Annotated in this window: 25 protein-coding genes; 5 read left to right on the top strand and 20 right to left on the bottom strand. The window is 47.0% G+C overall.

Translation table 11 applies throughout. The features are described 5' to 3' along the window. Positions 1-94 precede the first annotated feature (94 nt). A complete protein-coding gene (locus tag AVZ68_RS21030) occupies positions 95-1165 on the bottom strand; it encodes a YndM family protein (RefSeq protein ID WP_082676347.1) in 1071 nt (356 codons plus the stop codon). 221 nt (positions 1166-1386) lie between these two features. Between AVZ68_RS21030 and AVZ68_RS06330 the strand changes: the two genes are divergently transcribed. Next, positions 1387-2313 carry a nucleoside hydrolase gene (locus AVZ68_RS06330; RefSeq protein ID WP_059103691.1) on the top strand — a complete coding sequence of 309 codons (927 nt, stop codon included), beginning with the start codon at positions 1387-1389 and terminating at the stop codon, positions 2311-2313. A 209-nt stretch (positions 2314-2522) separates the two neighbouring features. Here AVZ68_RS06330 and AVZ68_RS20845 read toward each other — a convergent pair whose 3' ends face one another. Beyond that, positions 2523-2654, bottom strand: a complete 132-nt coding sequence (locus AVZ68_RS20845; RefSeq protein WP_281176589.1) for a hypothetical protein — start codon at positions 2652-2654, stop codon at positions 2523-2525. A gap of 145 nt (positions 2655-2799) precedes the next feature. After that, a complete protein-coding gene (locus AVZ68_RS06325) occupies positions 2800-3162 on the bottom strand; it encodes a YuzC family spore coat inner layer protein (protein ID WP_059103690.1) in 363 nt (120 codons plus the stop codon). Positions 3163-3305: 143 nt separating this feature from the next. On the opposite strand from AVZ68_RS06325, the gene tlp reads away from it, so the two are divergent. Next, positions 3306-3530 (top strand): small acid-soluble spore protein Tlp, encoded by a 225-nt coding sequence (tlp, locus tag AVZ68_RS06320; RefSeq protein ID WP_059103689.1) that lies wholly within the window; start codon positions 3306-3308, stop codon positions 3528-3530. A gap of 123 nt (positions 3531-3653) precedes the next feature. Here the strand turns inward: tlp and AVZ68_RS06315 are convergent, their stop codons facing one another. Further along, positions 3654-4082, bottom strand: a complete 429-nt coding sequence (locus AVZ68_RS06315) for a CBS domain-containing protein (protein WP_059103688.1) — start codon at positions 4080-4082, stop codon at positions 3654-3656. Positions 4083-4268: 186 nt separating this feature from the next. On the opposite strand from AVZ68_RS06315, the gene AVZ68_RS06310 reads away from it, so the two are divergent. After that, positions 4269-5099 (top strand): formate/nitrite transporter family protein, encoded by an 831-nt coding sequence (locus tag AVZ68_RS06310; protein ID WP_157404595.1) that lies wholly within the window; start codon positions 4269-4271, stop codon positions 5097-5099. A 159-nt stretch (positions 5100-5258) separates the two neighbouring features. On the opposite strand, the gene nirD is transcribed toward AVZ68_RS06310, so the two are convergent. From nirD to AVZ68_RS06290, 4 genes are all read right to left on the bottom strand, one after another. Beyond that, a complete protein-coding gene (gene nirD, locus AVZ68_RS06305) occupies positions 5259-5579 on the bottom strand; it encodes a nitrite reductase small subunit NirD (protein ID WP_059104014.1) in 321 nt (106 codons plus the stop codon). 22 nt (positions 5580-5601) lie between these two features. After that, positions 5602-8031: a nitrite reductase large subunit NirB gene (nirB, locus tag AVZ68_RS06300; RefSeq protein ID WP_180316679.1), complete on the bottom strand. Its 2430-nt coding sequence runs from the start codon at positions 8029-8031 to the stop codon at positions 5602-5604. Between the two features lie 23 nt (positions 8032-8054). Beyond that, positions 8055-9488, bottom strand: a complete 1434-nt coding sequence (gene cobA, locus AVZ68_RS06295; protein ID WP_082676345.1) for a uroporphyrinogen-III C-methyltransferase — start codon at positions 9486-9488, stop codon at positions 8055-8057. A 194-nt stretch (positions 9489-9682) separates the two neighbouring features. Further along, positions 9683-10492 (bottom strand): uroporphyrinogen-III synthase, encoded by an 810-nt coding sequence (locus AVZ68_RS06290; protein WP_059103686.1) that lies wholly within the window; start codon positions 10490-10492, stop codon positions 9683-9685. Between the two features lie 170 nt (positions 10493-10662). Between AVZ68_RS06290 and AVZ68_RS06285 the strand changes: the two genes are divergently transcribed. After that, entirely contained in the window at positions 10663-10923 is a 261-nt protein-coding gene (locus tag AVZ68_RS06285) for a hypothetical protein (protein WP_059103685.1), read from the top strand. Between the two features lie 65 nt (positions 10924-10988). Here AVZ68_RS06285 and AVZ68_RS06280 read toward each other — a convergent pair whose 3' ends face one another. The 6 genes from AVZ68_RS06280 to AVZ68_RS06255 all read right to left on the bottom strand — a co-directional run bounded on the left by AVZ68_RS06280 (position 10989) and on the right by AVZ68_RS06255 (position 20107). After that, positions 10989-14180, bottom strand: a complete 3192-nt coding sequence (locus tag AVZ68_RS06280; RefSeq protein WP_059103684.1) for a DEAD/DEAH box helicase — start codon at positions 14178-14180, stop codon at positions 10989-10991. Positions 14181-14521: 341 nt separating this feature from the next. Further along, entirely contained in the window at positions 14522-14938 is a 417-nt protein-coding gene (locus AVZ68_RS06275; protein ID WP_059103683.1) for a YugN-like family protein, read from the bottom strand. Between the two features lie 277 nt (positions 14939-15215). Next, positions 15216-16130: a protease HtpX gene (htpX, locus tag AVZ68_RS06270; RefSeq protein WP_059103682.1), complete on the bottom strand. Its 915-nt coding sequence runs from the start codon at positions 16128-16130 to the stop codon at positions 15216-15218. Between the two features lie 210 nt (positions 16131-16340). Beyond that, complete coding sequence (locus AVZ68_RS06265) at positions 16341-17687, bottom strand: glucose-6-phosphate isomerase (protein ID WP_059103681.1); 1347 nt, start codon at positions 17685-17687, stop codon at positions 16341-16343. Between the two features lie 67 nt (positions 17688-17754). Continuing rightward, on the bottom strand, positions 17755-18861 hold the full coding sequence (ddlA, locus tag AVZ68_RS06260) for a D-alanine--D-alanine ligase (RefSeq protein ID WP_059103680.1): 1107 nt from the start codon (positions 18859-18861) through the stop codon (positions 17755-17757). 82 nt (positions 18862-18943) lie between these two features. Then, positions 18944-20107 carry an iron-containing alcohol dehydrogenase gene (locus AVZ68_RS06255; protein ID WP_059103679.1) on the bottom strand — a complete coding sequence of 388 codons (1164 nt, stop codon included), beginning with the start codon at positions 20105-20107 and terminating at the stop codon, positions 18944-18946. A gap of 204 nt (positions 20108-20311) precedes the next feature. Between AVZ68_RS06255 and AVZ68_RS06250 the strand changes: the two genes are divergently transcribed. Next, positions 20312-20545, top strand: a complete 234-nt coding sequence (locus tag AVZ68_RS06250; RefSeq protein WP_059103678.1) for a DUF378 domain-containing protein — start codon at positions 20312-20314, stop codon at positions 20543-20545. A 55-nt stretch (positions 20546-20600) separates the two neighbouring features. Here AVZ68_RS06250 and yugI read toward each other — a convergent pair whose 3' ends face one another. From yugI to AVZ68_RS06220, 6 genes are all read right to left on the bottom strand, one after another. Next, entirely contained in the window at positions 20601-21014 is a 414-nt protein-coding gene (gene yugI, locus AVZ68_RS06245; protein ID WP_059103677.1) for a S1 domain-containing post-transcriptional regulator GSP13, read from the bottom strand. Between the two features lie 126 nt (positions 21015-21140). Next, positions 21141-22301, bottom strand: a complete 1161-nt coding sequence (locus tag AVZ68_RS06240) for a DEAD/DEAH box helicase (protein ID WP_059103676.1) — start codon at positions 22299-22301, stop codon at positions 21141-21143. 30 nt (positions 22302-22331) lie between these two features. Further along, the gene (gene thiM / locus AVZ68_RS06235) at positions 22332-23108 is read right to left on the bottom strand and encodes a hydroxyethylthiazole kinase (protein ID WP_059103675.1); all 777 of its coding nucleotides are present in this window, start codon (positions 23106-23108) and stop codon (positions 22332-22334) included. A 168-nt stretch (positions 23109-23276) separates the two neighbouring features. Next, entirely contained in the window at positions 23277-24458 is a 1182-nt protein-coding gene (locus tag AVZ68_RS06230) for an aminotransferase (protein WP_059103674.1), read from the bottom strand. Next, positions 24458-24955, bottom strand: coding sequence for an Lrp/AsnC family transcriptional regulator (locus AVZ68_RS06225; protein WP_059103673.1), 498 nt, complete (start codon positions 24953-24955; stop codon positions 24458-24460). The genes AVZ68_RS06230 and AVZ68_RS06225 overlap by 1 nt, the downstream gene beginning before the upstream one ends. A gap of 263 nt (positions 24956-25218) precedes the next feature. Further along, positions 25219-25692, bottom strand: coding sequence for an S-ribosylhomocysteine lyase (locus tag AVZ68_RS06220; protein ID WP_059103672.1), 474 nt, complete (start codon positions 25690-25692; stop codon positions 25219-25221). Positions 25693-25873: the final 181 nt, after the last annotated feature.

The following is a 25873-nucleotide window of genomic DNA, read 5'->3' as shown; positions in this document are numbered from 1 at the left end:
GGTTACAAGTTCAACGAAATCTTAAAGAAAAAAATTAAACCATCCCCAGCTGACCGACTGGGGATGGTTCTTGTTTCGTAAAAATGCGCGAACCTTACTGGAAGCTTTGCGTAGCCTGAGTTCCTTGCTGACCCATTTGGCCTTGTTGACCTTGCTGACCCATCTGTGCTTGCTGGCCTTGTTGTCCTTGTTGTTGTTGAGCCTGTTTTTGTTGCGATTGCTGACCGATCTGATTTAATTGGTTTTCCGCTTGTTTTAACGCTGAATTTACTTGGTTCAAGGCTTGATTAGACTGGACCGTTTGCAACCCTTGGTTGAGCGTGTCAACCGCTTGTTGAATCGACTGTTGAAGTTGCTGATCCGCTTGTTGACTTTGTTGAGTGGTTTGTCCACTGAATTGCTGAAGTTGTTGAAGCAACGAATTCAACTGTTGGTTGGATGGCTGTTGTTGGCTGGATGATTGCTGGCCTGATGACTGTTGTGCTGTTGACTGTTGGCTGCCTGCTTGCTGTTGCTGTACTTGTTTTAATTGCTGTTTTAATGCCGTCAACTCTTGGGCAACCTCCGTGTCCGCTACCTCTTTGGTGACTTTCGATTTAATGATTTCGCTCATGGATACATCCTCCTCGATTTTGTGCATTCGATGTGGTTCGCCGCATCTTCTATGATGACCGCCACCTTTATAACATTTGCTCTCCCCTGTTGTTTTATGCGCGCCGTGTTCCTCAAAATAAGAACCATTCATTCCCATTTCGGAGCCAAATTCCGTTTGCAACTGGTATCTTGGAAACCTTTCCTTCTCAGTGCTTGAAGGTTCATTTTTGAAAACATGGGTTTTCATATACCGGTGAAGAAACCATTCTCCAACCGAGATCATCGCTGCTGCCGTCAACGCAGCTTCTCCAAACAGCTCTGTTGACCCAAACAGTAAGGCTCCCAATACCCAGATCCCTGCCAATGCTAGACCAAAATCTACGGTGATCGCTGCCATATTTCCGTATTTCGGCAAAACATATAAATCTCCCAGTATAAACGACAGAGCGGTTAGCACGACCGTTATCGTCAAAACCCCCGCCATGGAGACATTAAAAACTCCTCCCAAAACAATCCATAAAATTGCGGTCATCAAAATAACTTTTATAATCAATGCGCTAATGTACCGCATCCCCTCACCCCCCTTTTTTTACTGTTACTTTTTTATCCTGCCCCAGCAAAAAAGGTGGTATTACCCCTTAAATCATGCCCTTTTTGGACAAAATTATGTGAAGCAAGCCAATGAGCGCCAGTTTTTCATAGGAATTTGAACAGGAAAGTGAGGGAAGCCTTTCATCATTCTTTGGTATGGATCATATAAAATAGGGAGGAATTACGGAAAAGGAGCTGCCTATGACGAAAAAAGTTCTTTTGTTTTGTGACCCGGGGATTGATGACACGTTTGCCATTATGTATGTACTCTTGCACCCTGAACTTGAGCTTGTAGGCATTGTCACAAGCTACGGCAATGTCTCAAGAGCACAGGCAACCGCCAATGCCGCCTATTTGTTACAGCTATCAGGAAAGTCTCATATTCCTGTGATTCCAGGAGCTGCAAAGCCCGTCCAATGCAAAGAGCCGACCTATTCTCCAGACATTCACGGGTATGGTGGTATTGGACCCATTCGCCCTCCAAGCACAATGACGTTTCCGATCTATCCTTTTGATACCATCCGCGTCCTAACTGAATGCCACAAAGAAAACCTGATCATCGTAGACATAGGCCGGTCAACAGCCCTCGCCATCGCCTTCATCTTGTATGAAGAACAGATGAAACGGGTCGGCTCCTTTTATATCATGGGGGGAGCGCTTTTTATTCCCGGCAACGTCACTCCTGTGGCGGAAGCGAACTTCTTTGGAGACCCATCGTCTTCCAATTTTGTTCTTACAACCGCCCATAACCTGACCATTATCCCATTGGATGCGAGCAACCACGCCTACTTCACGCCCGAACTCGTTGATGCCCTCGCTCAAAATGCACATAACCCACTGGCGTTTCTGATAAAACCAATTTATGACTATTATTTTAAGGCTTACCAAAGGAGGACACCAGGGCTCCCCGGGGCACCTATTCATGATCTGGTTACGTTAATGGCAATCGCTAATCCCCAAATTGCCAATTACATTTATTATGAGGCAAGCGTTATAGAGTATACAGGGGAGGCCAAAGGGATGTGCTATAATCATCCACGCCCAAAGAGCCATAAAGAGAACACCCGTATTGCGATAAACCTTAATCATTGGGCATTTATAGGCGAAGTTGAAAAGATTCTATTGTGAACAGCTACTTTTGCAAAATACCGAAACATGTAGACAGCTGCTCCCCGCCGGAGCTGACCAAAAGAGGCAACCTTTGACCTGGTTGTCTCTACGTCTTAAGTTTCCCCTGTACTTGCGGCATACTTATTCACCCATAAGAAGATGGCGCCTTTAAAGGCGGTCCCCATCCCCTATGTACTATACACATAGCTATATATTAGTAACAACAACTACCGTAACGTAGTATACATTTGATAGGAAATGACAAAAGCATAAATGGCACCAATGAAAAATAAGGAAGATCCGATTAAAAATAAACCATTTATGGTAAGTTCGTGTGTTAAAGCCTCTTTTTCTTCCATGAGTTTTGTTCCTCCTTTCTCCTCCTATTCTATGCTTCACAATGTTACGGGTGAAGCATTCACGCTAAAAGAGGCCAGCAACACAAAAAGCCTTCCACTCCATCGCACTCGAGCGAAAGACTTATCCTTTCGGAAGAAACGGTTTTCACTGTCCCCATTTGAGGGTCATTCGCAACGTACAGCAATCAGAGCCTTCGCTAAAAGCAGAAGACTGAAGATCAAAAATAATCCCAGATGGGGTATAGCGAACTTCCGTTGGCACGGTTAGACCCGCAATAGAACGAATTAAGCGGTTCACTTCGGACTGATTCCCTTGCTGCGCCTCTTCCATAAGGGTGTAAGCAAATTCTGTGTCTCCCAAACGATCTAATAATCGTTCACTTTGCTGCATCAACTCCCGAAATTCTTTAACAGATTGAGAAAGTTTCGTTGTATCCACTGGTGGGTATTGACGCAAGGGCAGAAATCGGTTATAAAATGCAGGGCAATGATAATGGGGGTAGTACAAGTAGCCTCCTCCTCTCCCAGAGAGTTAATTTCCTACCCATCGTATGCCTAAGTGCTTGCTTTTGTTTACAGAGACAAACCTGCACATAGTTTATGCTATTCCGGTGGCATACTACCCCTACATGGCAAAGGAGGAATGAAAAAATGGCAAAACCTGATGACCGTTCCAACAACCCAGAAAGAATTGAGAATAACATCGGCCACACCTTGCAAAACATGAATGAGGACAGAGACTACGTCAAAGCCCATGCAGACGAAATGAGCGAAGAGGAAAAGCAACAAATTGCAGCAAAAAACAAGCGTCGTGAAGAAAGCATTGAAGCCATGCGTGAAGAAATCAAAGATGAAGTGAGTGACCGTGACCAATAACCATCCTTTAAACAAAAAACTTTTTAAAAGAGGCATGGGAGAGTTTTCCCATGCCTTATTTTGATTGATGGTCTGCACCACAATGCCAAAAGGAGGACGCCATGTCGACATCCTCCTTCTATGCTAGGAAAGCCCCTCTTTTTTTGAGATATCATGAAGAGCTTGCCCAGCTTCATTTTCGTAAATGTCTTGGGTCGCTAAATCTCCAATGGCCAGCATACCAACTAATTGTCCGTTATCCACGACAGGCAAACGGTGGATTTGATGCTCTGCCATTAAAGCAGCCGCTTCGTGCACATCCATTGAGGAAGTAGCCGACGTAATATGGCTTGACATACACTCGCTCACAGGAACATCAGAAGAAGAGCCTGCTGCTGTTGAGCGCAAGGTGATATCACGGTCCGTAATGATTCCTGTAAGTTGTCCATTTTCAACGACGGGGATGGAACCAACATCATGCTCTTTCATAAGTGTAGCCGCCTCTTGGATGGACTGATCTGGAGTTACGGAGAACACATTCGTTGACATTAAGTCGCTTAGATTCTGTGGCATTTCTGCTCACTCCCTTCGCGCTTAGTGTTTGTGGAAGATACTGATTTATACTTCTTCTTTTCGGAACCTTACAAAGGGCGTCAGATAACATGACGAAAATTAAGACAACAACACATAAAGACTTCATACTACAAACTAAATGGGGAAGGCATCACCTGTTTAAAACGTTGTTAGGAGATGAGTGATGTGGATAATGTAAATCCTAGTAAAGTCGTTGAAACCATGGTGCAAGCAGGGAAGACGAAAGCCAACCTTTCAATTAAAGATTTATTGATAAGAGGAGGACTAGCAGGAGTATTTCTAGGCTACTCTGCTACATTGGCCTTCACCGCAAACCTTCAAACGGGCACTGAGATTGTAGGAGCGTTACTTTTTCCCGTTGGCTTTGTGATGATCGTTCTGCTAGGGTTAGAACTGGTTACCGGAAACTTTGCCTTGATCCCCACCGCTTGGATGAGTGGAGACGTTTCCTTATCGCAAATGATCGCTAATTGGGTGTGGGTCATTGCTGGTCATCTGATCGGCAGTATCCTTTATGCCTTTTTATTTGTCCTAGCGACCACACAATTTGGAGGCGTAGACTCAAGCGCTGTGACAGACCAAATGGTTTCGATCGCGGAAGCCAAGACCATTGGGTATGCCGCACTTGGATGGGCTGGACTGGGAACCGTATTCGTTAAAGCGATCTTATGTAACTGGATGGTTGCTTTTGGAGCTGTAATGGCCATGACCTCTAATTCCACGATTGGCAAGATCTTTGCTATGTGGCTTCCCATTTTAATCTTTTTTGCGCAAGGATTTGAACATGCTGTCGTGAACATGTTCGTCGTCCCAGCCGGCATGATGCTTGGTGCTGATGTTACAATGATGGACTGGTGGTTGTGGAACCAAATTCCTGTGCTGATTGGAAACCTCATTGCTGGCTTCCTACTAACAGGAATGGCCCTTTACTTGACGCATAGAAACAAGGAATCGAACAAAAAAGGAAAGATGGCAAACTTAAAGAAAGCTCAGTGAGGTTTGCAGAAACTTTTAAAGAAAAGATTTAGACAACGGCCCCTGAGCTCCGTTGTCTTTTTTCTTATCTTACCTGCCTTCACCACTCGCCTTTTTCAAAATTTCTCCCCTAACCACACAACAAAAAACCAGGCCCAAAAGGACCTGGTTTTTACTCTTCTACCCTTTTAAAAACACAAACACCTGCTCATCCTTAATCTCTACCTCAAAGCACTCGACACATCCTTCATCTGCCCCTCCTGCTTCCCCTGTTTTTGTGCTAATCTTCCAGTCGTGTAGCGGGCAATAGACGTGGTCACCGCTGACAATCCCTTCTGATAGGGGCCCTCCTTTATGAGGGCAGCTGTTTTCGATCGCGTGAACGCCGCCGTCTTCTTGTAAAAAGAGAGCCAGTTCCTTCCCATCAACGACGACTTTTTTACCAAGGCCAGCAGATAGTTCCCTTCGATCGGCCACGAACACCTTCTTGCCTGTTTGCACTTGTGCCATGTTGTTTGCCTCCTTAGCTCATCACAGTGACGTTTTTCTTTTCAAATAGCTCTTTTTGCTTCTCGTTGCTCTGGGCAATGTCTGTCCACGGGTCCTCATGGTCTTGTAAGGCAATTTCCATACGTTCGATAAGTGCCATTCGTTCTTCCTCGTCTCCGAGCACCACTTTCTTGATCGACTCAAGCCCGACGCGATTGATCCAGTGAGAAGTACGCTCTAAGTATCTCGCTTGCTCGCGGTAGTGCTGCAAGAATGCACTAATGTTCTCAAGGACTTCTTCAGACGTTTTCACTTTACAGAGCAGTTCGGCACTCTTCAGGTCCACGCCCCCATTCCCACCGACATAAATTTCCCATGCCCCTTCGACACCGACGATACCCACATCTTTAATTCCGGATTCGGCGCAGTTTCTAGGACAGGCAGAGACGGCCATTTTGACTTTATGAGGGGTGTTTAGGCCTTCATACTTCTTCTCCATTTGAATTCCGAGCCCAATGGAATCTTGGGTTCCAAAACGGCAAAAGTCTTTGCCGACGCACGTTTTCACTGTTCGTAGCGTTTTGCCGTAGGCGTAGCCAGAGCGCATCCCAAGTTTTTTCCACACATTCGGTAAATCCTCTTTTTCGATCCCGAGTAGATCAATCCGCTGCCCACCTGTGACTTTTAACAACGGCACCTTATATTCATCGGCGACATCGGCAATTTTGCGAAGCTGCTCCGAATTTGTGACGCCCCCATACATTCTTGGGACCACAGAAAACGTGCCGTCGTTTTGAATATTGGCATGTACACGTTCATTGATAAATCTTGAATTGGCATCATCTTCATACTGTAAAGGATTTACAAGTCCTAGATAATAGTTCAGCGCCGGCCGGCATTTGGAGCAGCCTTCCTCGCTCTTCCAATCGAGTACATTCATGACTTCGCGCACGTACGTGAGGCCCATTTCTCGAATAGAGGCGACCACTTCTTCATGTGCATACTCGGTGCATTCGCACATGGGTTCTTTCGACTTTGAGGCGTCTTCACCCGTTGTAAGTGCCAACAGTTCCGCCACTTGCGGTTTGCACCCGCCACAGGAGCGAGAGGCATTGGTACACTGTTTGACTTCGTTGACCGTTGTTAGTCCTTGATCCTGAATAGCCGCAACGATGTCACCCTTGGTTACCCCATTACAGCCACAAACCGTTTCATCGGCATGCATGCTCGCGATCGCCGATTCCTTATTTTCTTCTCCTGACTCGGAAGGGAGAATGGCGACTTTGCTCATCGCGGAAATATCCTGCCCCGATCGCATCATGGATAGCAGTCGAGGAGAATCCCCCGTATCCCCAAACAGAACAGCGCCCACGACGTGATTGTCTCTGACAACAACTTTCTTGAAGATGCCTTCAAACTCATCATGCACACGAATCGACTTGGTCTCATCGCTATCCATAAATTCACCGGCTGAAAAAACGTCGACGCCAGACACTTTTAACTGCGTGTAGACAATGGAACCTTGATAGCCGGGAAGACTCTCTTGATCCTGAGCACAAACGTGGGAGGCGAGCACTTTTCCTTGTTCATAAAGCGGAGCGACGAGCCCATAAACAATTCCGCGGTGCTCGGCGCACTCGCCAACAGCGTAAACATTTTTATGGCTGGTTTCCATGTGGTCATTCACAAGTATCGCTCGCCCAATCTCAAGTCCCGTTTCCTCAGCTAGCTTGACATTCGGCCTAATTCCAACAGCCATAACAACAAGATCGGTATCAAGCGTCGTTCCATCCTTAAACGTCATTCCCGTGACACGCTTTCGCCCCGTGATTCTTTCCGTATGTTTGTTTAAGTGAAACCGCATTCCCTGCGCTTCCAGTTCTTCCTTTAACATCTTTCCGGCTTCCGCATCGAGCTGTCGCTCCATCAAATAGTCTGCAATGTGGATAACGTCTACGTCCATGTTCAAGTTCAGCAAGCCACGAGCGGCTTCAAGCCCTAACAACCCACCGCCAATCACCACTGCTTTTTTGTGCGATTTTGCGGTTTCGATCATCGTTTCGCAGTCGTGGATATTGCGAAAGGCAATGACTCCTTCTTTGTCTGCTCCCGGCAGTGGCAACATGAACGGTTTCGACCCTGTAGCGAAAATCAAGCGATCGTACGAACGCTCTACACCGTTTGTGCTGTAAACGACTTGTTTTTCGGTATTTACGCGTTCTATGGCATCTCCCACAAAGAGTTCAATTTTATTGTTTTCGTACCAACCATAATCATTGAGAACAATGTCATCGACACTTGCGTCCCCTTGCAACACAGAGGAAAGAAGAATCCGGTTATAGTTTGGATGCGCCTCTTCCCCGAATACCGTAAACTGAAAGCGGTTTGGTTCTTTCTTAATCATCTCTTCAAGCGTACGAATGCCAGCCATTCCATTCCCAATTAAAACGACTTTCTCTTTCACTACGGACAGCTCCTTTTCTACTTTTATCGCTCTTGAGTTACCTCTAGTTGTCTTCCAGCGAATCCAGCTAGTAACTTCGCTTCGTCCCCCTCAAAACAAACGGTCGTGATTTTCTTAACTGGAAGCAATCGTGCATGCGACTGTACATCCAAACTCGTCGTAAAAACATGCAAGTCCGAGCACAACGTATACAGATGTGTTTCTTTCAAAAAATCCTCCACATCGGTCACGTCCTGTCTGCTTCGACATAACACGGCATTTATATGGCCTTCTTCGATTAAACGAGTCATCGCCACAAGTGTCTTGGCCGCAAATGGCTGCGGCCCTGCCTTTGCATTTCCAATATAAAGCGGCGCGAGCCATGTTCTTTCTTGAAAAAGAGGAACCTGGAAACCAAGCCGCTCAAAGGCTTCTTGTACACATTCATTGCTTGCAGTAAGCACCCCATGTAGCCCACGAATATCAAGCCCTCTCTCGCCCATTGTTTGCAAGAAAGAATTGATCGACTTAGGATTTGTAAAAACGAGCGCCTGATCTTTGCCGGCTGCTAACGCTAACTCAATCTCTGAATCACTCGCCTGACCTTTTTTCTCCTCCCGCAGATTGTGGGTATACACATCTGCGCCATGACGCTTAAGCAAGGTTGTCTCTTTTTCGGTGTTTTCAGACACAGAAGGGATCAACATTCCCATTCCAGACAACGGTTTGCTCTCAAACCACGCCACCTTCTCTCGAACACGAATCACCTCTCCCACAAGAATCATTGCGGGGTTCGTTATCTTGTGGGTAGCTACTTTCTCCGTAATCGTTGAGAGCGTCCCTTTGACCGATCGCTGTCTGCTGTACGTGCCCCACTGAATCACAAGCACAGGCGTTTCTTTTTTCTTCCCGTACTTTATTAGCTCAGAGGCAATGGTGTCGATTTGCTTCACGCCCATGTAGAACAAGATGGAATCTACAGACTCAGCCAGGGATTTCCATTGAACATCTGGTTTCCCATCCTGCGTTTTCCGATGTGCGGTAACAACCGCAAACGAACCTGAATAGTCGCGATGAGTGACCGGCACCCCTGCATACATCGAAGCTGCGGTCCCAGAGGTGACACCGGGCACGATCTCATAGTCAACACCATTTGCTTTTAAGACAGCAGCTTCTTCGCCTACCCGCCCAAAGACAGCAGGATCGCCGCCTTTTAAGCGCACCACCACTTTTCCTTTTTTTGCATGTATCAACATTTCTGTCTGGATATCTTCTTGGCGAAATAGATGTTTACAAGGCTGTTTGCCACAATAAATGATTTTCGCGTCACCTTTGAGTTCAGTTAATAAATACGGGTTGACCAGCCTATCAAAGATGACCACATCCGCTTCCCTCAAGAGGCGCTGGCCCTTGACGGTTAATAGCTCTTTGTCTCCTGGTCCTGCCCCAACTAAATAAACCGTTCCTTGCTTGACCATCGTCCGACCCCTTTTGATAAGTTTTTTATTTAACTATTCACATTATAACGAATCACGGCGGCGTTGTGTTGTAGCATGTAACATAATGTGACATGGGTTTTTTTCGACAAAATATGCACTGGTCATTCCAACATGGAGCGCCAACAAAAAACCTTTACCACTCTGAATAGAGCTGATAAAGGTTCAACTTTTTGCTAGTTGTTGCTCATATGGCGCCCAAGCTCGACAATCATTGCCCCCATCCGCTCTTTCTCTGGGGTGATGATTCGAGTCACTCCTTCTTCTTTTAACGCCTCTGCGGTGACCCGTCCTACGGCTGTTGCAATTGTATGGGTTTCAAAAAGCCGGATAAGCCGCCGATGCTTCTCTACCGCGTTCGCCCGTGCAAATAGCGACTTCACTTGTAGAGCTGTTGTAAAACAAACCGCATGGTACTTTCCTTCCTCCAAGAGTTCCTGCATAAAACGATCGACCTCTTCCTTTTCAGGAGCACGATGGACGTAAGGCAACCAAGTGGTAACACAAGCCCCCTGCTCGTTTAAAAACCCTTCAAGACGAGGCGATGAGAGACCGTATTGCTGAACAATCAAACGCTTGCCAGCAAAAGTTGTCTCCTTTAACTGCTCAATTAACCCCTCTGTCGTTCCGTCTTGAGAGGCGATATCACTCGTAATCCCTAACGACTTTAAAGCAGCGACCGCCTTGTACCCTCGTACAGCCACGCGTGCAGATTTGATTTGTTTTAGGAATTCTTCTTCTACTCCCGCTTCACTTGCAAATCCCATCAGTGTTGTGACGCCGATCCCCGTGGTAAATACAAACCAGTCCACTGGTTCAGCCAACCCTTCCCGCATTAACCGGGTCACCGTCTCTGGGTCTTGAGCGACCGTTCCTTGCATTGAGCGTACATCGCTTGTGGCCCCTTGTTTATGTAACAGCATTTTCATTTCTTCTGTCTTGCGTGAAGCCGTTAGGGCTATATGTTTTCCTGTTAAGCTCTTCAATATCTTTCACACCCTCTCGCGTAGGTTCACAGTAAATATATCACAAATCGAGTCATCGGCTAGGCCTCCTCACTAGGAAATAAGCACAAATTTGCTTGACTGGGGTTGAGGTCCAACCATCTTCTCTACCCATGCATAGTCTAAAACTAAGCTTAAAGGAGGGGAATGAATTGTTACCAGATTACAAAGAGACAAAAGCATTGGTCAGTGAGAGCGGAAACTCGGATGTGGATGTGACCGTCACGATTGACACTACCGCTCTTTCCTATGCTTTTGCTTGTTATTTATACGCCGATGGCCGCCTTGATGAAAAACAGTATCACACGATGCTTACAGAACTTGATCGACAGTACGACAAAAGAGGATACGGGAGATCAAAATCAGATCACCCGCCTTCACCACCTCTATTGTTTAAGAAGCGGACTTCATAAAGAAAAACGAAAAAAAGCTGATTTCCGCTACGCGAAATCAGTTTTTTTCCAACTCACAGGGTCTATCACTGAACGGAGAGCAGATCCTTAATATCCTCCGCTCTTAAGCCCGTCAACAGTTGCTCCCCTGGGGTAATCACTTCCTCGACCAACGCTTTTTTTCTCTCCTGCATCTCCATCATCTTTTCTTCAATCGTTCCTGATGTAATCAGTTTGACGACTTGCACATTTTTCTTTTGCCCAAAACGGTAGACCCGGTCCGCTGCCTGTTGTTCAACCGCTGGATTCCACCACGTATCAAAGAGAATGACCGTGTCCCCTCCCGTTAAGTTCAAACCCGTTCCTCCCGCCTTCATCGAAATTAAAAAGAGCGAGTGTTCACCCTCATTGAATCGTTCTGTCAAGGCCAGCCGCTCCTGTGCGGGGGTCTGCCCGTCGAGATAATGGTAAAGCCAGCCTCTCTCCTCAAAGGCGGAGCGGATCAACGAAAGCATTGAGGTGAACTGTGAAAAAATCACCATTCGCTGGCTTGAAGCCAACCCCTCCTCCACGTATTCAAGGAGTCGCTCGAACTTGCCTGATTTGTAGGTTTCCCCTGGAAGCACAAGCTCGGGATGACAGCAAATTTGCCGCAGCTTCGTCAAGCCGGCAAGAATCTGCATCCGCTGCTCCTGGAATTGATCGTTTCCAATCGCCGAATCAACGTCCTTGGCCAAGCGCTTAACCTGGGCCACGTAGAGCTTCTTTTGATCCTCGGTCAGATTGATATACTGAACTTGCTCAACCTTATCCGGCAGCTCAGTGAGTACATCCTTTTTTAGACGACGCAGAATAAAAGGGCGAACGCGCTTGGAAACCGTCTCGCTTTCCATTTCATTGAACGCTTTTTTTGTTCCTAGAATTCCTGGGACTAGCGTATGAAAAATCGAGTAGAGTTCCTCCAATCGGTTTTCAATCGGTGTTCCTGTTAAGGCAAACGTGCTGGAGGCTTGCAGCGAACGAACCGCTTTTGCCGTTTTCGAAAAGTCATTTTTAATCGCTTGTGCCTCATCGAGAATGAGCACATCAAACGGCTCATTTTGATATAAATCCGCCTCCCGTTGAATGAGTGGATAGGAGGTAATCAGCACTTGAGTGTCCGAGTTGGCTTCAAGCTTGCGATGTCTTTCCTCTTTGTTTCCAGCAATCACTGCAACCGTTAATTCAGGCGCAAAACGCTGAAACTCTTTTTCCCAGTTGTAGCTTAAGCTTGCTGGCGTAACAATGAGTGTACGCAGACCTGTTTTTTCATCAGCCAATGCTTGCAGAAAAGTAATTGTCTGCAGCGTCTTCCCGAGCCCCATATCATCTGCCAAAATTCCACCGAGACCAAAGTGTGCCAGCGTTTTGAGCCAGCGAAATCCGGTTAATTGGTACTCCCGGAGCGAAGCGTTAATCGCATCTGGCGCCTCAGCTTCCATAAAGTCAGGTCGTTTAATATCATTCATTAATTGTCTTAAAGAAGAGGAGAACTTAAACGGTTGCGCTTTGTCCTCCTCCAAGGAAAGCGCGTGATAAAGAGGGACAGACATCTCTTTGCCGACCTTGCCTTTTGCAGGAGCAAAATGATCGATGGCTTTTTTCACGTCTTCAAAGGACTCCCCTTGAAGATGGAGAAAGGCCCCATTTGGCAAACGGTAATACGTGTGATTCCTGCGAAGCGCAGCTAGCACCTCGTCCACCTCACCATCTGGAATTCCGCCCATAGAAAACGAAACATCTAGCCAGTTCGTTTCTTCATTGGCAGAAAGTGACACGCTTGGCTGTTTTTCAAGCGGTGAGATCATCTGCCTAACGGACGATGTCGTATAAATATCTACATATTCCTGCAGTGACGGCAGTTCCTCAAAGAGAAACAAAGCCATCTCGTTTTCATTTCCTAAGACAAGCTCCTCCCCCGCTTGACTAAACGGAGTTCTCTTTAATAACGAGTGGATGACTGCCTCCTTCTCAACATCACGTACCAGAACTGGGGCGTCCTTTTCACTCTTTTTTTCGGCGTAGGGATTCACTTCTGTTTCCCCGTATTGAAACGTAACGAGAGCGTGAAGGGCATTCTCACGAGAGTCAAGCTTCAGTTTCGCCTTCAAGGGATAATGCTGAATGACGTTTGTTAATGTTTCGTCCATATGAATCGTCGCAACTTCTTTTAGCTTTGGAAGAACATAGGAAGAAAATGCTTCCATATCTTTGTCGTCAAAGCGGGTGCTCTCCCCTCTTATACTGCCAAGAAGTGTATCAATCACTGTTGCCTGTTGCTCATTTAAACGGAAAAGAGTACCGGCTTTTTTCAAGACCCGATGATTTACATGAAAAAACACGTACTCGTTCTCGTTTACTACCAACTCGATGGAATCGTATTTTTGCAACAGAAGTTCAAGCTTTCCCTCAGTATGAAAGGGCTCCACGTTTAAAGTCGCCGGCTTTGTGTTTCCCGATTTTTGAACAACCTGCCTGCCTTCTAGCAACTCAAAAAGGTCAGGCACCATTAAATCTGGAACCAGGAGGGCTTTATCACGTTTACCTAAATGATAGGGACGGCCAAAATTCCGACCTTCATCGATTTTGCGAATAAGCTGAAGTAGAGCCAAGTCTTCCTCTTCTATACGATGTTGCTCTGGGTTATATCTGAAATTGTCCGTAAATGTATAGCTCTCTTTCTGTTGCACAGCTGATATAAATTCTTCTATATTTTTTACGAGATATGGGCGTTTCACGCCGGCACGGAGACGTAAATAGATGTTTTCTACGACCTTTGAATACGTACTCATCCTGAACTGCAGCTCATACTGGAGCTGGATTGTGTCTTTTTCCGTAACAGCGACCGTGCCCGGCTTGAACGTCTTTTTAAAGGCATTAATCATATAGTGGCCCTGGCTGACACTGTTTTTTTTCTGGTTATAATCCCGGTTGGACATGTATTCATCAATTTCGAAGAGCAGGGCGACAAGATGCTTGCATACTCCTGGATAGGAAGCATACGCTTCACATCCACAACTTGTATGGTACAAATTTCCATTAGGTTTAAAAAAAACCTTGCATTGATAGACCTTTGAACCTTGTACTTCTGCCCGAATCATCCGGTTATGAAGATCGTAATACATATCGCCAACGTTATCCGCGAAAAAATAATCCTCCCCACGCGCATATACCATTGGACTGGATACCATTTCGCGAATGGCATTGGGATGAATGTCATTTGTATTAATCTTAAACATCTTGTGCCTCCTTCTATCTAAGGACATACATTTAGTTGATTGAGAGTTTTGGGGCCGAATTCTTGGACGGGTGTGTGAACAATCGTAAAACTGAGAACGTACGTTATCACCATTTTATCATTTATAGAATGAATTGGGCGAGGTTTTAAGCAAACCTCAACCGAAATGCGCAGGCGGTTCGCCCAGAAGTGCGGATTTTGGAGACCCTATAAAAGAAATCCCGAACTTGGATTTCGTTATCAGGGCGAAAAATCTCGACGCTTCTACCCGCCGGAGCTAGACAAAAAAAGACTCCTGGGATCTCCATCCCAGGAGTTTATGAAGCACGGTTTTCAAGGTTTTCAATGCAACAACGTCTCCTCTAGTTCCTGCACCAAATTCCGAGCCACGGTCATATACTTTTCATCAACCTCACCGTCTTTTTCGACCGGACTTTGAAATTGATTAATGAGTCCGTCAGCGACTTCGGGAATCAGGCCAATATCAGGGTCCTGTCCTGTGCCTTTTTGGTATACATGATGCAAGAGGTAGGGGGCGCCGAGCTGCACCGTTGCCCCCCTTGTCCCAATTTCTCCATCGATCGCTGAGAATGGCAGGCGTAGAAAGGTGTAGCCATCTTCTTCTGAAATTTTGTAGTCAAAGCACCCGTGATCGTAATCCCAGTTTCCGCCCATGGTATACCCAAGCTGACGCAACGTTTTCTCGACTTCCTGGCATTTAAACGTCTTTCCTTCCACCGCTGATGATAGCTCAATCAAAAAGATCACCCTCCCGTTTTTTCAATATTTCTAGTGTGTAACGCAGGGAGAAAGTTATACGCCTATCCCCTTTGCTGAAAGGGGATGGTTCAAGCAGTTTAAAATGTTCCTCTTCCGTCCGGCTTCCTCTCGGGCCGAGCATTCCCTGTCGGTTACCATACAGGAGACACACCCAAAAAAGAAGCTGCCTAGAACAGCTTCTTTTCTTTCCATTCCCTCCTCCAATCGAGAAAGGCCGGTGATCATGGTTTTTAGCTCAACTACGAGGATTCCCTCGTTACCGCTCCTCTAACCGGGCGATACGATCTTCTAAATCAGGATGGGTCGAAAAAAGTTTTAAGACTCCCCCACGACCACTGATTTTCATTGTTTGAACCGCAGAATCATCCGTACGATCATCGACTTTCGCCCGGTTGACATACTGTTGTAACGATTGAAGCGCATGCTTCATTTTGTCTTTTCCTGCAATATCTGCCCCGCCTCGGTCGGCATGATACTCCCGGTGGCGCGAATAAGCACTTACCACAAGGCTTCCAAGGATGGAGAAAAGAATTTGCAAGACAATAATCGCTGCAAATTGGACGACAAACTGTAATTCCTGCCGCACGAAACGCGAAACGACTATCGCAATCACGCGTGAGAAAAAGACGACAAAGGTATTGACCACTCCTTGCAACAGCGTCATGGTCACCATATCACCGTTCGCAACGTGAGCCACCTCATGGGCAATGACCCCTTCTACAGCATCCTCGTCCATCGTGTCCACAAGTCCTGAAGAAACCGCTACGAGTGAACGTTTTTTCGAAGGCCCTGTCGCAAAAGCATTAACCTCCGCCGATTGGTAGATCCCCACCTCGGGCATATACATCAGTCCAGCTGCACGAGAAGAGCGATGCACCTTCTCTACGATCGCACGCTCCTGTGGGCTTAGTGATTCTTCAGGGTCTAGCACCTTCACTTTCATCATCTTCTTGGCCATCCAGCGAGACATCGCCAGTGAAATGAAAGATCCTGTGAACCCGACGAGTAAACTAAAGATCGCTAGAGCAAAGAAATCAATCCCTAGCCCTGGCCCCCCTGTCTGAAACGAACCGTCAAAGCTTGTAAACGAAACAATCAGCGACCAGACGATAATAATCGTGGTCATAACAAGAATATTGGTTCCCAAAAATAGCAACAACCGCTTTCCCATCGTTCCACCTCCATTAACCCTTTTACTGTTATAAGCTTACCATGATATACGAGGTGAAGAAAAAAGAAGATTCATTTCGCTGTATATTTTCTTTTAGGTGTGTCTTTTGTTTGAACACTTCCATAGGCATCAAAACCGAATGCACAGGCGGATTGGTCAGGAGTTAAATCAAAAATACACCGTGCGAACTCCGCACGGTGCATCATCACTCTATAAACGTTTCTCGAGCTTCTCCTTTTCATCTTCAAACCCAGGTTTGCCAAGCAATGCAAACATATTTCTCTTGTACGCTTCCACTCCAGGCTGGTCAAATGGGTTGACGCCAAGCAGGTAGCCACTAATGCCGACCGCTTTTTCAAAGAAGTAGACAAGATAGCCGAAATGATACTCGTCCAGCTTAGGGATGTTCACGATCAAGTTGGGTACGCCTCCATCGGTATGAGCGAGCATTGTTCCCTGGAAGGCTTTCTTGTTGACAACGTCCATGGTTTCGCCAGCAAGGTAGTTCAAGCCGTCGAGATCGCTGTCCGCTTTTTCAATGTTCATTTCTTCACGAACGTTTTCCACATGGAGAACCGTCTCATATAAGTCGCGGCGACCATCCTGTACGTATTGTCCCATGGAATGGAGGTCTGTGGAGAAATCTACGGAAGCCGGATAGACGCCTTTTTGGTCCTTGCCTTCGCTTTCGCCAAAGAGCTGCTTCCACCATTCAGAGACGTAGTGCAACTGCGGCTCGTAGTTGACCATGAGCTCGATCGTTTTGCCTTTCGCGTAGAGCACGTTGCGAACGGCTGCGTATTGATAGGCGTCGTTTTTCGCAAGATCTGGTGTGCTAAAGGCTTCGCGCGCATCGGCTGCGCCTTGCATCATCGCCTCAATGTCAAGGCCGCTGACGGCAATTGGCAAAAGTCCAACCGCTGTCAAGACGGAGAAACGCCCCCCAACGTCATCGGGGATGACAAACGTTTCATAGCCTTCTTCATTCGCCAACGTCTTCAAAGCGCCGCGTGCTTTATCGGTCGTGGCATAAATACGCGATCGCGCTTCTTCTTTCCCGTATTTTTTCTCAAGGAATTCGCGAAAAATGCGGAAAGCAATGGCTGGCTCGGTCGTTGTTCCTGATTTGGAGATGACGTTAATGGAAACGTCCTTGCCTTCAAGCAAGTCCATTAAATCTTTGAGGTACGTGGAGCTAATATTTTGACCAACGAACAGCACTTGCGGAGCATTACGCTCTTCTTTTGAGAGGTTGTTGAAGAAAGAATGGTTCAACGCTTCTATCGCAGCACGCGCGCCTAAGTAGGAGCCACCAATGCCAGCGACAAGCAAGACATCGGTGTCTTTGCGAATTTTGTCCGCGGCTTGCTGAATGCGGGCAAATTCGTCTTTGTCATAATTAACAGGCAAATCAATCCAGCCTAGAAATTCGCTACCCGCGCCTGTGCCTTCGTGAAGCGCTTGATGCGCAGCGGTTACGGCATCTTGTAAGTTTTCAAGCTCATGTTCTCCAAAAAAGGAGAGCGCTTTGCTGTAGTTAAACTGAATTTTTCCCATGAAAAAAGCCTCCTTATTTACGGTACATATCCAATGTACCGAAAGGAGGCTAAAAACACAAGTTAATCTAATCACGCTGGAAGACTGAGCTTTTTAACTCTCTGTCTTGCTCATGTCGTTTCATGGCAAGCTCAAGAAGCTCCGTAATCAAGTCTTCATACGAAAGCCCGCTCTCCTCCCAAAGCTTCGGGTACATACTGATTTTCGTGAAGCCTGGGAGCGTGTTGATTTCATTAACGATGACTTCTTCTTGCTTGGTCAGAAAAACATCGACGCGGGCAAGGCCTTCACAATTCAGCGCTTCATAGGCTCGCACGGCAACCGCTTGAATCTTCGCATGGACGGCTTCAGGAACATCAGCTGGAATCGCCAGCTTCGCTCCATCCTCATCAATGTATTTTGCATCGTAGGAGTAGAAGCCGTCCTGGGGCAGGATTTCCCCACACACACTTGCCTTGGGGTCGTCATTGCCAAGAACAGCGCATTCAATTTCACGACCGACAACCGCAGCCTCAATAAGAATCTTATGATCGAAGGAGAAGGCATTATCAACCGCTCCCCAAAACTCAGCTTCGTTTGAGACTTTGCTGACGCCTACGGAAGAGCCCTGATTCGCTGGTTTGATAAAGAGCGGAAGCCCAAGTTGCTCCGTTACCTCCTCAAAGTCGATCGTTGATTTCTTTGCACGAGTGAAAGCTACACCTGCGGCGACATTAAGATTAGCGTCCTTTAACAGCCGCTTGGCTATATCCTTGTCCATGCTTATCGCTGAGCTAAGTACATTGGACCCAACATACGGAATATTGGCGAGCCGCAACATCCCCTGAAGGCTTCCGTCCTCTCCAAGCGTTCCATGAACAATTGGAAAAATAACATCAAGCGTGTCTAAAACACCAGTTCCTGAAGCTTCTACTAACTGATGTTCTTCCTTGCCAGGGATTAAAGCAACCCCCCGCCCTGATTTATTTAGTTCAATTAATGCTGGATTTTCTGCGTTAAGTAAGAAGTTTGAAGCTTCATTAATATGCCATTGTCCTTCTTTATCAATGCCGATTAAGGTGACATCAAATTTCTTTTTGTCAATGGCATCAACAATATTCTTGGCTGATTGCAATGACACTTCATGTTCAGCAGATTTTCCACCGAAAATCACGCCAACTCGTTTTTTTGACACTAGGATCACGCCCCTTCCTGTTCCATTATACACGGAATTGGCTTGTTACAGAATAAAAAAAGACGGGGAAACACCCGTCTCTTTAAAGCGATTCTTGCAGAATATACATCACATCGTCTTTATCAAGCTTCTGATAGTTGCCAAAGATTCCACGCTCGCAGGCAATATCGGCGATTTCCTCGATCTGATCTTCGCCGATTTCATAATCGGCTAAGCGTGTCGGTGCGCCGATCCCTCGCCAGAATTCGGCTAGTCGATCGATGCCTTCCAGCGCGACGTCTTTATCTTCACGCCCTTCTCTTTCAACACCGAACACCCTTTCGGCAAGCTGAGCGCCACGTTTCACGTTGACATCAATGCTGTACTGCATCCAGTGAGGGAAGAGAATCGCCAGTCCGCCCGCATGAGGAATATCGGATACGGCCGACACAGCGTGCTCCAAGTTATGTGTGCCCCAGTCCCCCCGTGCTCCCATTTGCGTGATACCGTTTAAAGCCATGGTTCCGCAGTACATGATGGTTTCACGGTGATCTAAATTTTTTAGGTCATCAAGAAGCTCCGGCCCGGTTTCCATTACAGTTTGTAAAATTGATTCACACATACGGTCTTGTAGCGGCGTGTTCTCCGCAGGGTGGAAATACGCCTCCAGCACATGCGTCATCATATCAACAATGCCGTAAACCGTCTGATCTTTCGGGACACTTACCGTATTCACCGGGTCCAATATAGAAAAATGAGGAAAGCTTAAAACGCTCCCCCAGCCGAGTTTCTGGTGCGTCTCCCAGTTCGTGATGACAGATCCAGAATTCATTTCAGAACCAGTGGCCGCAAGTGTTAGAATGGTCCCAAATGGTACAGCGTCTGTTGCAATCTCTTGTTTTGTAATGATGTCCCAAATATCGCCATTATAGCGGGCACCAACGGCTATCGCTTTGGTGGCATCAATCACGCTTCCCCCGCCGACGGCAAGAATAAACCCGATTCCACTTTCCTTACAGATGTCAATCCCTTTTCTCACCGTATCGAGGCGAGGGTTCGGCTCGACGCCACTGAGCTCGTAGACATTGCATCCAGCGGCCTCCAGCTGAAGCATGACGCTATCATAAAGTCCGTTTTTCTTAATGCTGCCGCCCCCATAAACGACAAGGACATTGCGATCATAAATCACCAATTCATCTGAAAGTGTATCTGTTTTTCCTTGTCCAAAAATTAATTTGGTTGGGTTGTAAAATGAAAATGCATCCATTCTTAAAGTCCTCCTCTATCTTCATTTTATATATACCCGACAAGACCTTATCGTAGTCGTTCCAATTCCTGAATGCAACTCATATGCACCTCGTGGTTCACTTTTATTGCCAGCAGTGCTCTTGCATAATTAAGCGCTGAAAGCACCAACCTAGAACTAGCACACAGACTGAATGTGTGTATTTAAGCAACGGAGGTGATTCGTATGAGCGGTATTCAAAAGACTGCACTCGTGTTAACGATCATTGGTGCGATTAACTGGGGACTAATTGGGTTCTTCCGTTTTGACCTTGTCGCTGCGCTTTTTGGTGGCCAAGCAGCCGTATTGTCTCGCTGGGTTTATGCGCTCGTCGGTTTGGCCGGCTTATACGCAATTTCAATTCTGTTTAAGCCAGCCGCGGAGGTTGAAAGAGAGCACCCAACCGAACCACAGAGCTAACTGAGGACGAATGCAAAAACGACCAGGGGGATTCGTCCCTCGGTCGTTTTTTCACTTATTTTTTCGCGCGCTTGTTAAGATCAGCTTGAATTTCATTGGACTGCTTCAACCAGTCTTTCAGCTTATCTTCAAGCGTGTTAAAGCCTTGTTGCTGTTTTTGCGCTGCCTGAGGCTTACGGCCACCCGCGTAGCCACCAGAACGTGGCTTGGTCGCTGGACGGGCAGGAGCTTCCTGCGTTGCACGGATAGAGAGAGAAATTTTACCAGATTCTTCATCAATGGACATGATTTTAACTTTCACTTCGTCTCCTACCGTAAGGACGTCTTGAATGTCTTTCACATAACCATGTGCCACTTCTGAGATATGCACGAGCCCTTGCTTTTTTTCATCAATGGCAACGAACGCGCCGAACGGCTTAATGCCGGTAACCTTTCCCTCAATGATGCTTCCTACTTCGTAATTGGACATAATCACAACTCCTAAACATGTTTTAACCTTTTAATTTTACCATAGGTTGCCGATTTACGCAAAGGAGTTTTTCCGGTAAAAAGTAGGAATGAGAACGAAACATCACCGCTCGAAAGCCAAGCACCACTAGCGCTTGCCTCTCCCCTTAGCCAATCCTAAGTGAAGCCCCCCGCCTTGGATATAGGCATTTTCCAGTTCAATACCTAGCATCGTTTCGTACTTTTTCTTCTTATAGGATTCGCGCTCCTCCAGCAGCGTGATTACTTTCCCCTCTTTGTTCATTCGTCCGGTTCGTCCCGCACGGTGCAAGTAACTATCGGAGACGTTCGGGGCATCGAGCTGAATGATATGCGTCACCCCTTCAATATCTAGTCCCCTTGAAGCCACATCCGTAGCCACGAGAATGCGCACGGCTCCCGTTCGAAAGGCTTGCAGTGCCTTTTCTCGTTCGTGCTTATTGTTTTCGGAGGAAAGGCTAGCGGTCTCGATTTTGCGGTAATTCAACTTCTCGACCGTTTCTGTCACCTTCTCCAGCTGATTAACAAAGACGATCCCTTTTTCGATCTCTTCGGCGTGAATCAGTTTCCGTGTCACGTCCATCCGTTCTCGGCCTTCTACCCAGAGAACAAGATGACGAACCGCTTCCGGAAGCATCCCGCCCTCAGCTTCAATTCGCGTCAGAAACGGTGCAAACATCCCGAGTTGCTCCTCCAACCCGTTCGGCACCGTCGCTGAGACAAAGAAAAACTGCGCCTTTCGACCGGTGCGCTTGCCAAGCTCAAGCATGGCCTCCCATGCCTTCTCCTCTGAAACCAAACGGTCGACTTCATCCACGGCTAACACCTCGACCTCGCTGAGCTTAAGCTTCTTCATCATGACAAGTTCCAGCACTCGTCCCGGTGTGCCGATGGCAATGTGAGGCTTTTGCTTCTTTAGTTTTTCCACTTGACGATTAACATTTGCTCCGCCAATAAAAGGAGCGGAAAGAATGCCTGTCCCCTCGGTTAGCGCTTTTGTTAAATCGGCGATTTGCATCGCGAGCTCCTGGGAGGGGGCTAGGATCACCGACTGAATGCCACTTTTATTTGGATTTATCTTCGCTAGAATCGGCATCAAATATGCAAGCGTTTTCCCCGTACCCGTCTGCGAACGGGCGAGGATGTTTTGCCCGTCGAGCGCTTCCGGAATCATCTTTGTTTGAATGGGAGTGGGTTCAGTAATGCCTTGCTGCGCGAGCACAGTAGCCACTCGCTCGGGCCACATCCCCGCTGTAAATTGTTCAATCATATTATGCGCTTCTCCTTTTGTCTGCGTCCATCATTCAGTACGTCTTGATTCTTTCGCTTCGGCATCGGTTAGCTTGCCGAGCTGATTGATAAATTCCGTTCGGAAAGAGCCAAGGCCATCACCTGCTGTCTTTTCATAGGCCCGCTCTGCTGCTACCCCGTAAAACACGACTGCTTCTGTGGAGGCTGTTACAAGGTCATCTTTGTTCTGCGATGCATAGGCGGCAACCACGCCACCAAGCAAGCAGCCCGTCCCGACAACGTCTGAGAGCCACGGATGGCCGTTAGCCACCGTCTTTACTTGGTGGCCATCGCTAATGCAATCGATCTCCCCGGTCACAATCGTCACACAATGAAACGTCTCGGCCGCCTTTCGTGCAAGCTCCTTGCTATCGCCCTGGATTTGACCATCTACGCCTTTGACGGTTCCAGACTTCCCTAGTAAAGCTGCGACTTCCCCTGCATTTCCCCGGATGATCGATATATCTACCTCCTCCAGAAGAAGTTTACAGAGCTCTGAGCGAAAAGATGTGGCTCCGATCCCCACAGGGTCTAACACAACGGGAATGCCCGCCTTATTTGCTGCTTGTCCGGCGCTGACCATCGCTTTCCCAAGTTCCACAGAAGGCGTGCCGATATTGAGCAGTAGCGCCTTTGCTGCGCCGGCCATATCCGCTGATTCTTCCTGATCGTAGGCCATCACTGGGGAAGCGCCTACGGCAAGCATGCCATTCGCTGTAAAATTTGTAACCACGACATTCGTCATGCAATGAATTAGTGGATTGGCCTTTCTGATCATCTCTCCCATCTTATCCTTCCTCCTTTTTTGCCTGGATGCCTTGTTGGTTGAGTACATCCAGATTTCAGAAAATCGACATTTTCATGTATAAATGATTTTAGCCCTGGCCACAATGGAGGTATAGTCTTATCCCCCATGAGCAGAAGCTATTTTGAGCTTCTGCTTTTTTTGTTGGCTCTATCCATGCCTGTTGAGAAAACGTCCCATTCTCTCGAGCGCCTCTTCCAGATTCGTGAGCGAGGTGGCGTACGAACAACGAATATACCCCTCTCCTCCCTCACCAAATACCGAGCCCGGCACCACGGCCACTCGTTCTTCCAGCAGCAATTTCTCTGCAAACTCTTCGGACGTGAAGCCTGTCTCTTTGATGGAAGGAAACGCATAGAAAGCTCCCCCAGGGGAGTGACACGGCAACCCAATCTCAGCACATGTTTTCACAAAGTAATTGCGTCGCTGCTGGTAAGATCGCTTCATCTTATCGACATCTTCCATTCCATGCTGCAACGCTTCAAGAGCACCGTACTGAGCCATTGTTGGGGCGCACATTAAGCTGTACTGGTGAATTTTCAGCATCGCACCAAGCAGATCCGACGGGGCAAGCACAAAGCCGAGCCGCCATCCGGTCATCGCGAAGGCTTTCGAAAAACCGTTGATCAGCACCGTTTGCTCCTTCATCCCTGGAAGCGACGTAAAGCAAACATGCTCCTCATCATACGAAAGCTCTGCGTAGATTTCATCAGAAAAAACAATCAGCTCATGTTCACGCACCAATCTTGAAATTTCTTCTAATCCTTCTCGTGGCATCGTTGCTCCGGTCGGGTTGTTTGGAAAACAAATCATTAGCGCCTTTGTTCTAGGAGTAATGGCCGCTTGAATATCCTCAGGACGAACCGCGAAATTGGTCTTCGCGCTTGTGCCAACCGGAACCGGCACCCCTCCAGCCATCGTCACGAGCGGGGCATAGGACACAAACGTCGGCTCGACGATAATGACCTCATCGCCTTCATCCAAGATCGCTCGCATTCCAATGTCAATCGCTTCGCTTGCTCCAACCGTAACGAGCACTTCACTTTCAGGATGATATGAGACCGAGAAACGCTCGCTCATGTAGTCGGCAATCGCTTGACGCAGTTCCGGAAGTCCAGCATTGGCAGAATAAGCGGTGAAGCCTCGTTCCAGTGAAGAAATGCTCGCCTCGCGTACATTCCAAGGCGTCACAAAGTCAGGTTCCCCCACGCCTAGGGATATAATGTTCTCCATCTTTGAAGCCAGATCAAAAAAGCGGCGGATGCCCGAAGGCTGAATCTCGTTGACTCGCTTTGACAACCTTTCTTGTTGTACAGACGTTGTATCCGCCATTACGGTGTCACCACCATTCGTTTATCGTCATCTGACTCTTTGAAGATCACACCATCATGTTTATAGGTTTTTAACTGGAAATGTGTCGTCGTTGAGAGGACAGAATCAATGGTTGAAAGTTTTTCAGAGACAAAGCGTGCCGTTTCCTGCATCGTTTTCCCTTCAACGACGACGGATAGATCATACGCACCTGACATGAGGTAAAGCGCCTTGACTTCCGGGAAGCGGTAGATCCGCTCGGCTACTTCATCAAAGCCAACGCCGCGCTGGGGAGTGACCTTTACATCGATCGAAGCAGTCACTGTTTCCTCTACAGGTAATTTCGACCAGTCGACAACAGCTGAATAGCTGAGAATGACGTTCTTGTCTTCCAATTCCTTTACATACTTCTGCGCATCAACCACCGCTATGTTAACGAGCTTTGCCAACTTTTCTGCTTCCATTCGTCCCTGTGCCTCTATGATCTGAAGGATCTCAATCGCTTTGTCATCTAGCATCTTGCCTTCCCCCTGTCTCTTGTCTTTCGTATAGAACTGTTCGTGTCGTCAATGATACCACTAGTGGAGAGTATTAAAAAATCAGTGTAGATGCCCCTATTTACAATATAATAATCGTACCATATCAGGCGAGTGAATGTTCTTAAAAAAATAACGAAAACGCGAGCCCCCGAGACATGATTGCGTGTATGCGTCACGTTATCACTGGCATAGCGAGGGTTCAATAGAAAAAGCCGGCTACAGGTGGCCGACTTTTCGTTGTGTTATTCGAAAACTTTTTTTAACGATTCTTTGTCTGCACGTAGCCAGGCTCGCATGCGCTCCTTCGTACCTTCAAGGTCATGAAGGACGGCTTGCCCACATTCTTTTTCCGTCGCCGCAGGAACTTCTTCTGTATTCAGCGAATAGTCCATAGTCTTCTCTAGAACATCAATTATTTCTGAAACTTGCGGCGTGCCACTCATAATGAGGTAGTAGCCAGTTTGACAGCCCATTGGAGAGATATCAATCACGTCAAAATGGCTGTAGGCTTCGGCAAAACGTCGGATGTTAATCGCAAGCAAGTGTTCCATTGTATGAATAACCGCGGGCTGGAGCGCGTCTTTGTTCGGCTGGCAGAAGCGAATGTCGAATTTGTTCACTTCTCCGTCCGAGCCAATTTTGTGCGTACCGCAGTGACGAACGTAAGGGGCCTTCACAATCGTATGGTCAAGCTCAAAGCTTTCTACAGATGGCATGAACACCACTCCTCTAGCAATTATGTTGTATGTATTCAGTATAACGGATGTATCTCCACCTGTGAACAAAAGTGTTTGAGCAAACCTAAAAAGGGTATATCTATTTATTGGATCAAGGAGGGTTCTAGCTGTTAAGATAAATGTGTAAATAACTATAAATAACTCTTTAATATTTATAGTT

The organism is Shouchella shacheensis, from assembly GCF_001484965.1.
Classification (GTDB): domain Bacteria; phylum Bacillota; class Bacilli; order Bacillales; family Bacillaceae_D; genus Shouchella; species Shouchella shacheensis.
This window is presented reverse-complemented; position numbering and strand designations above follow the sequence as displayed.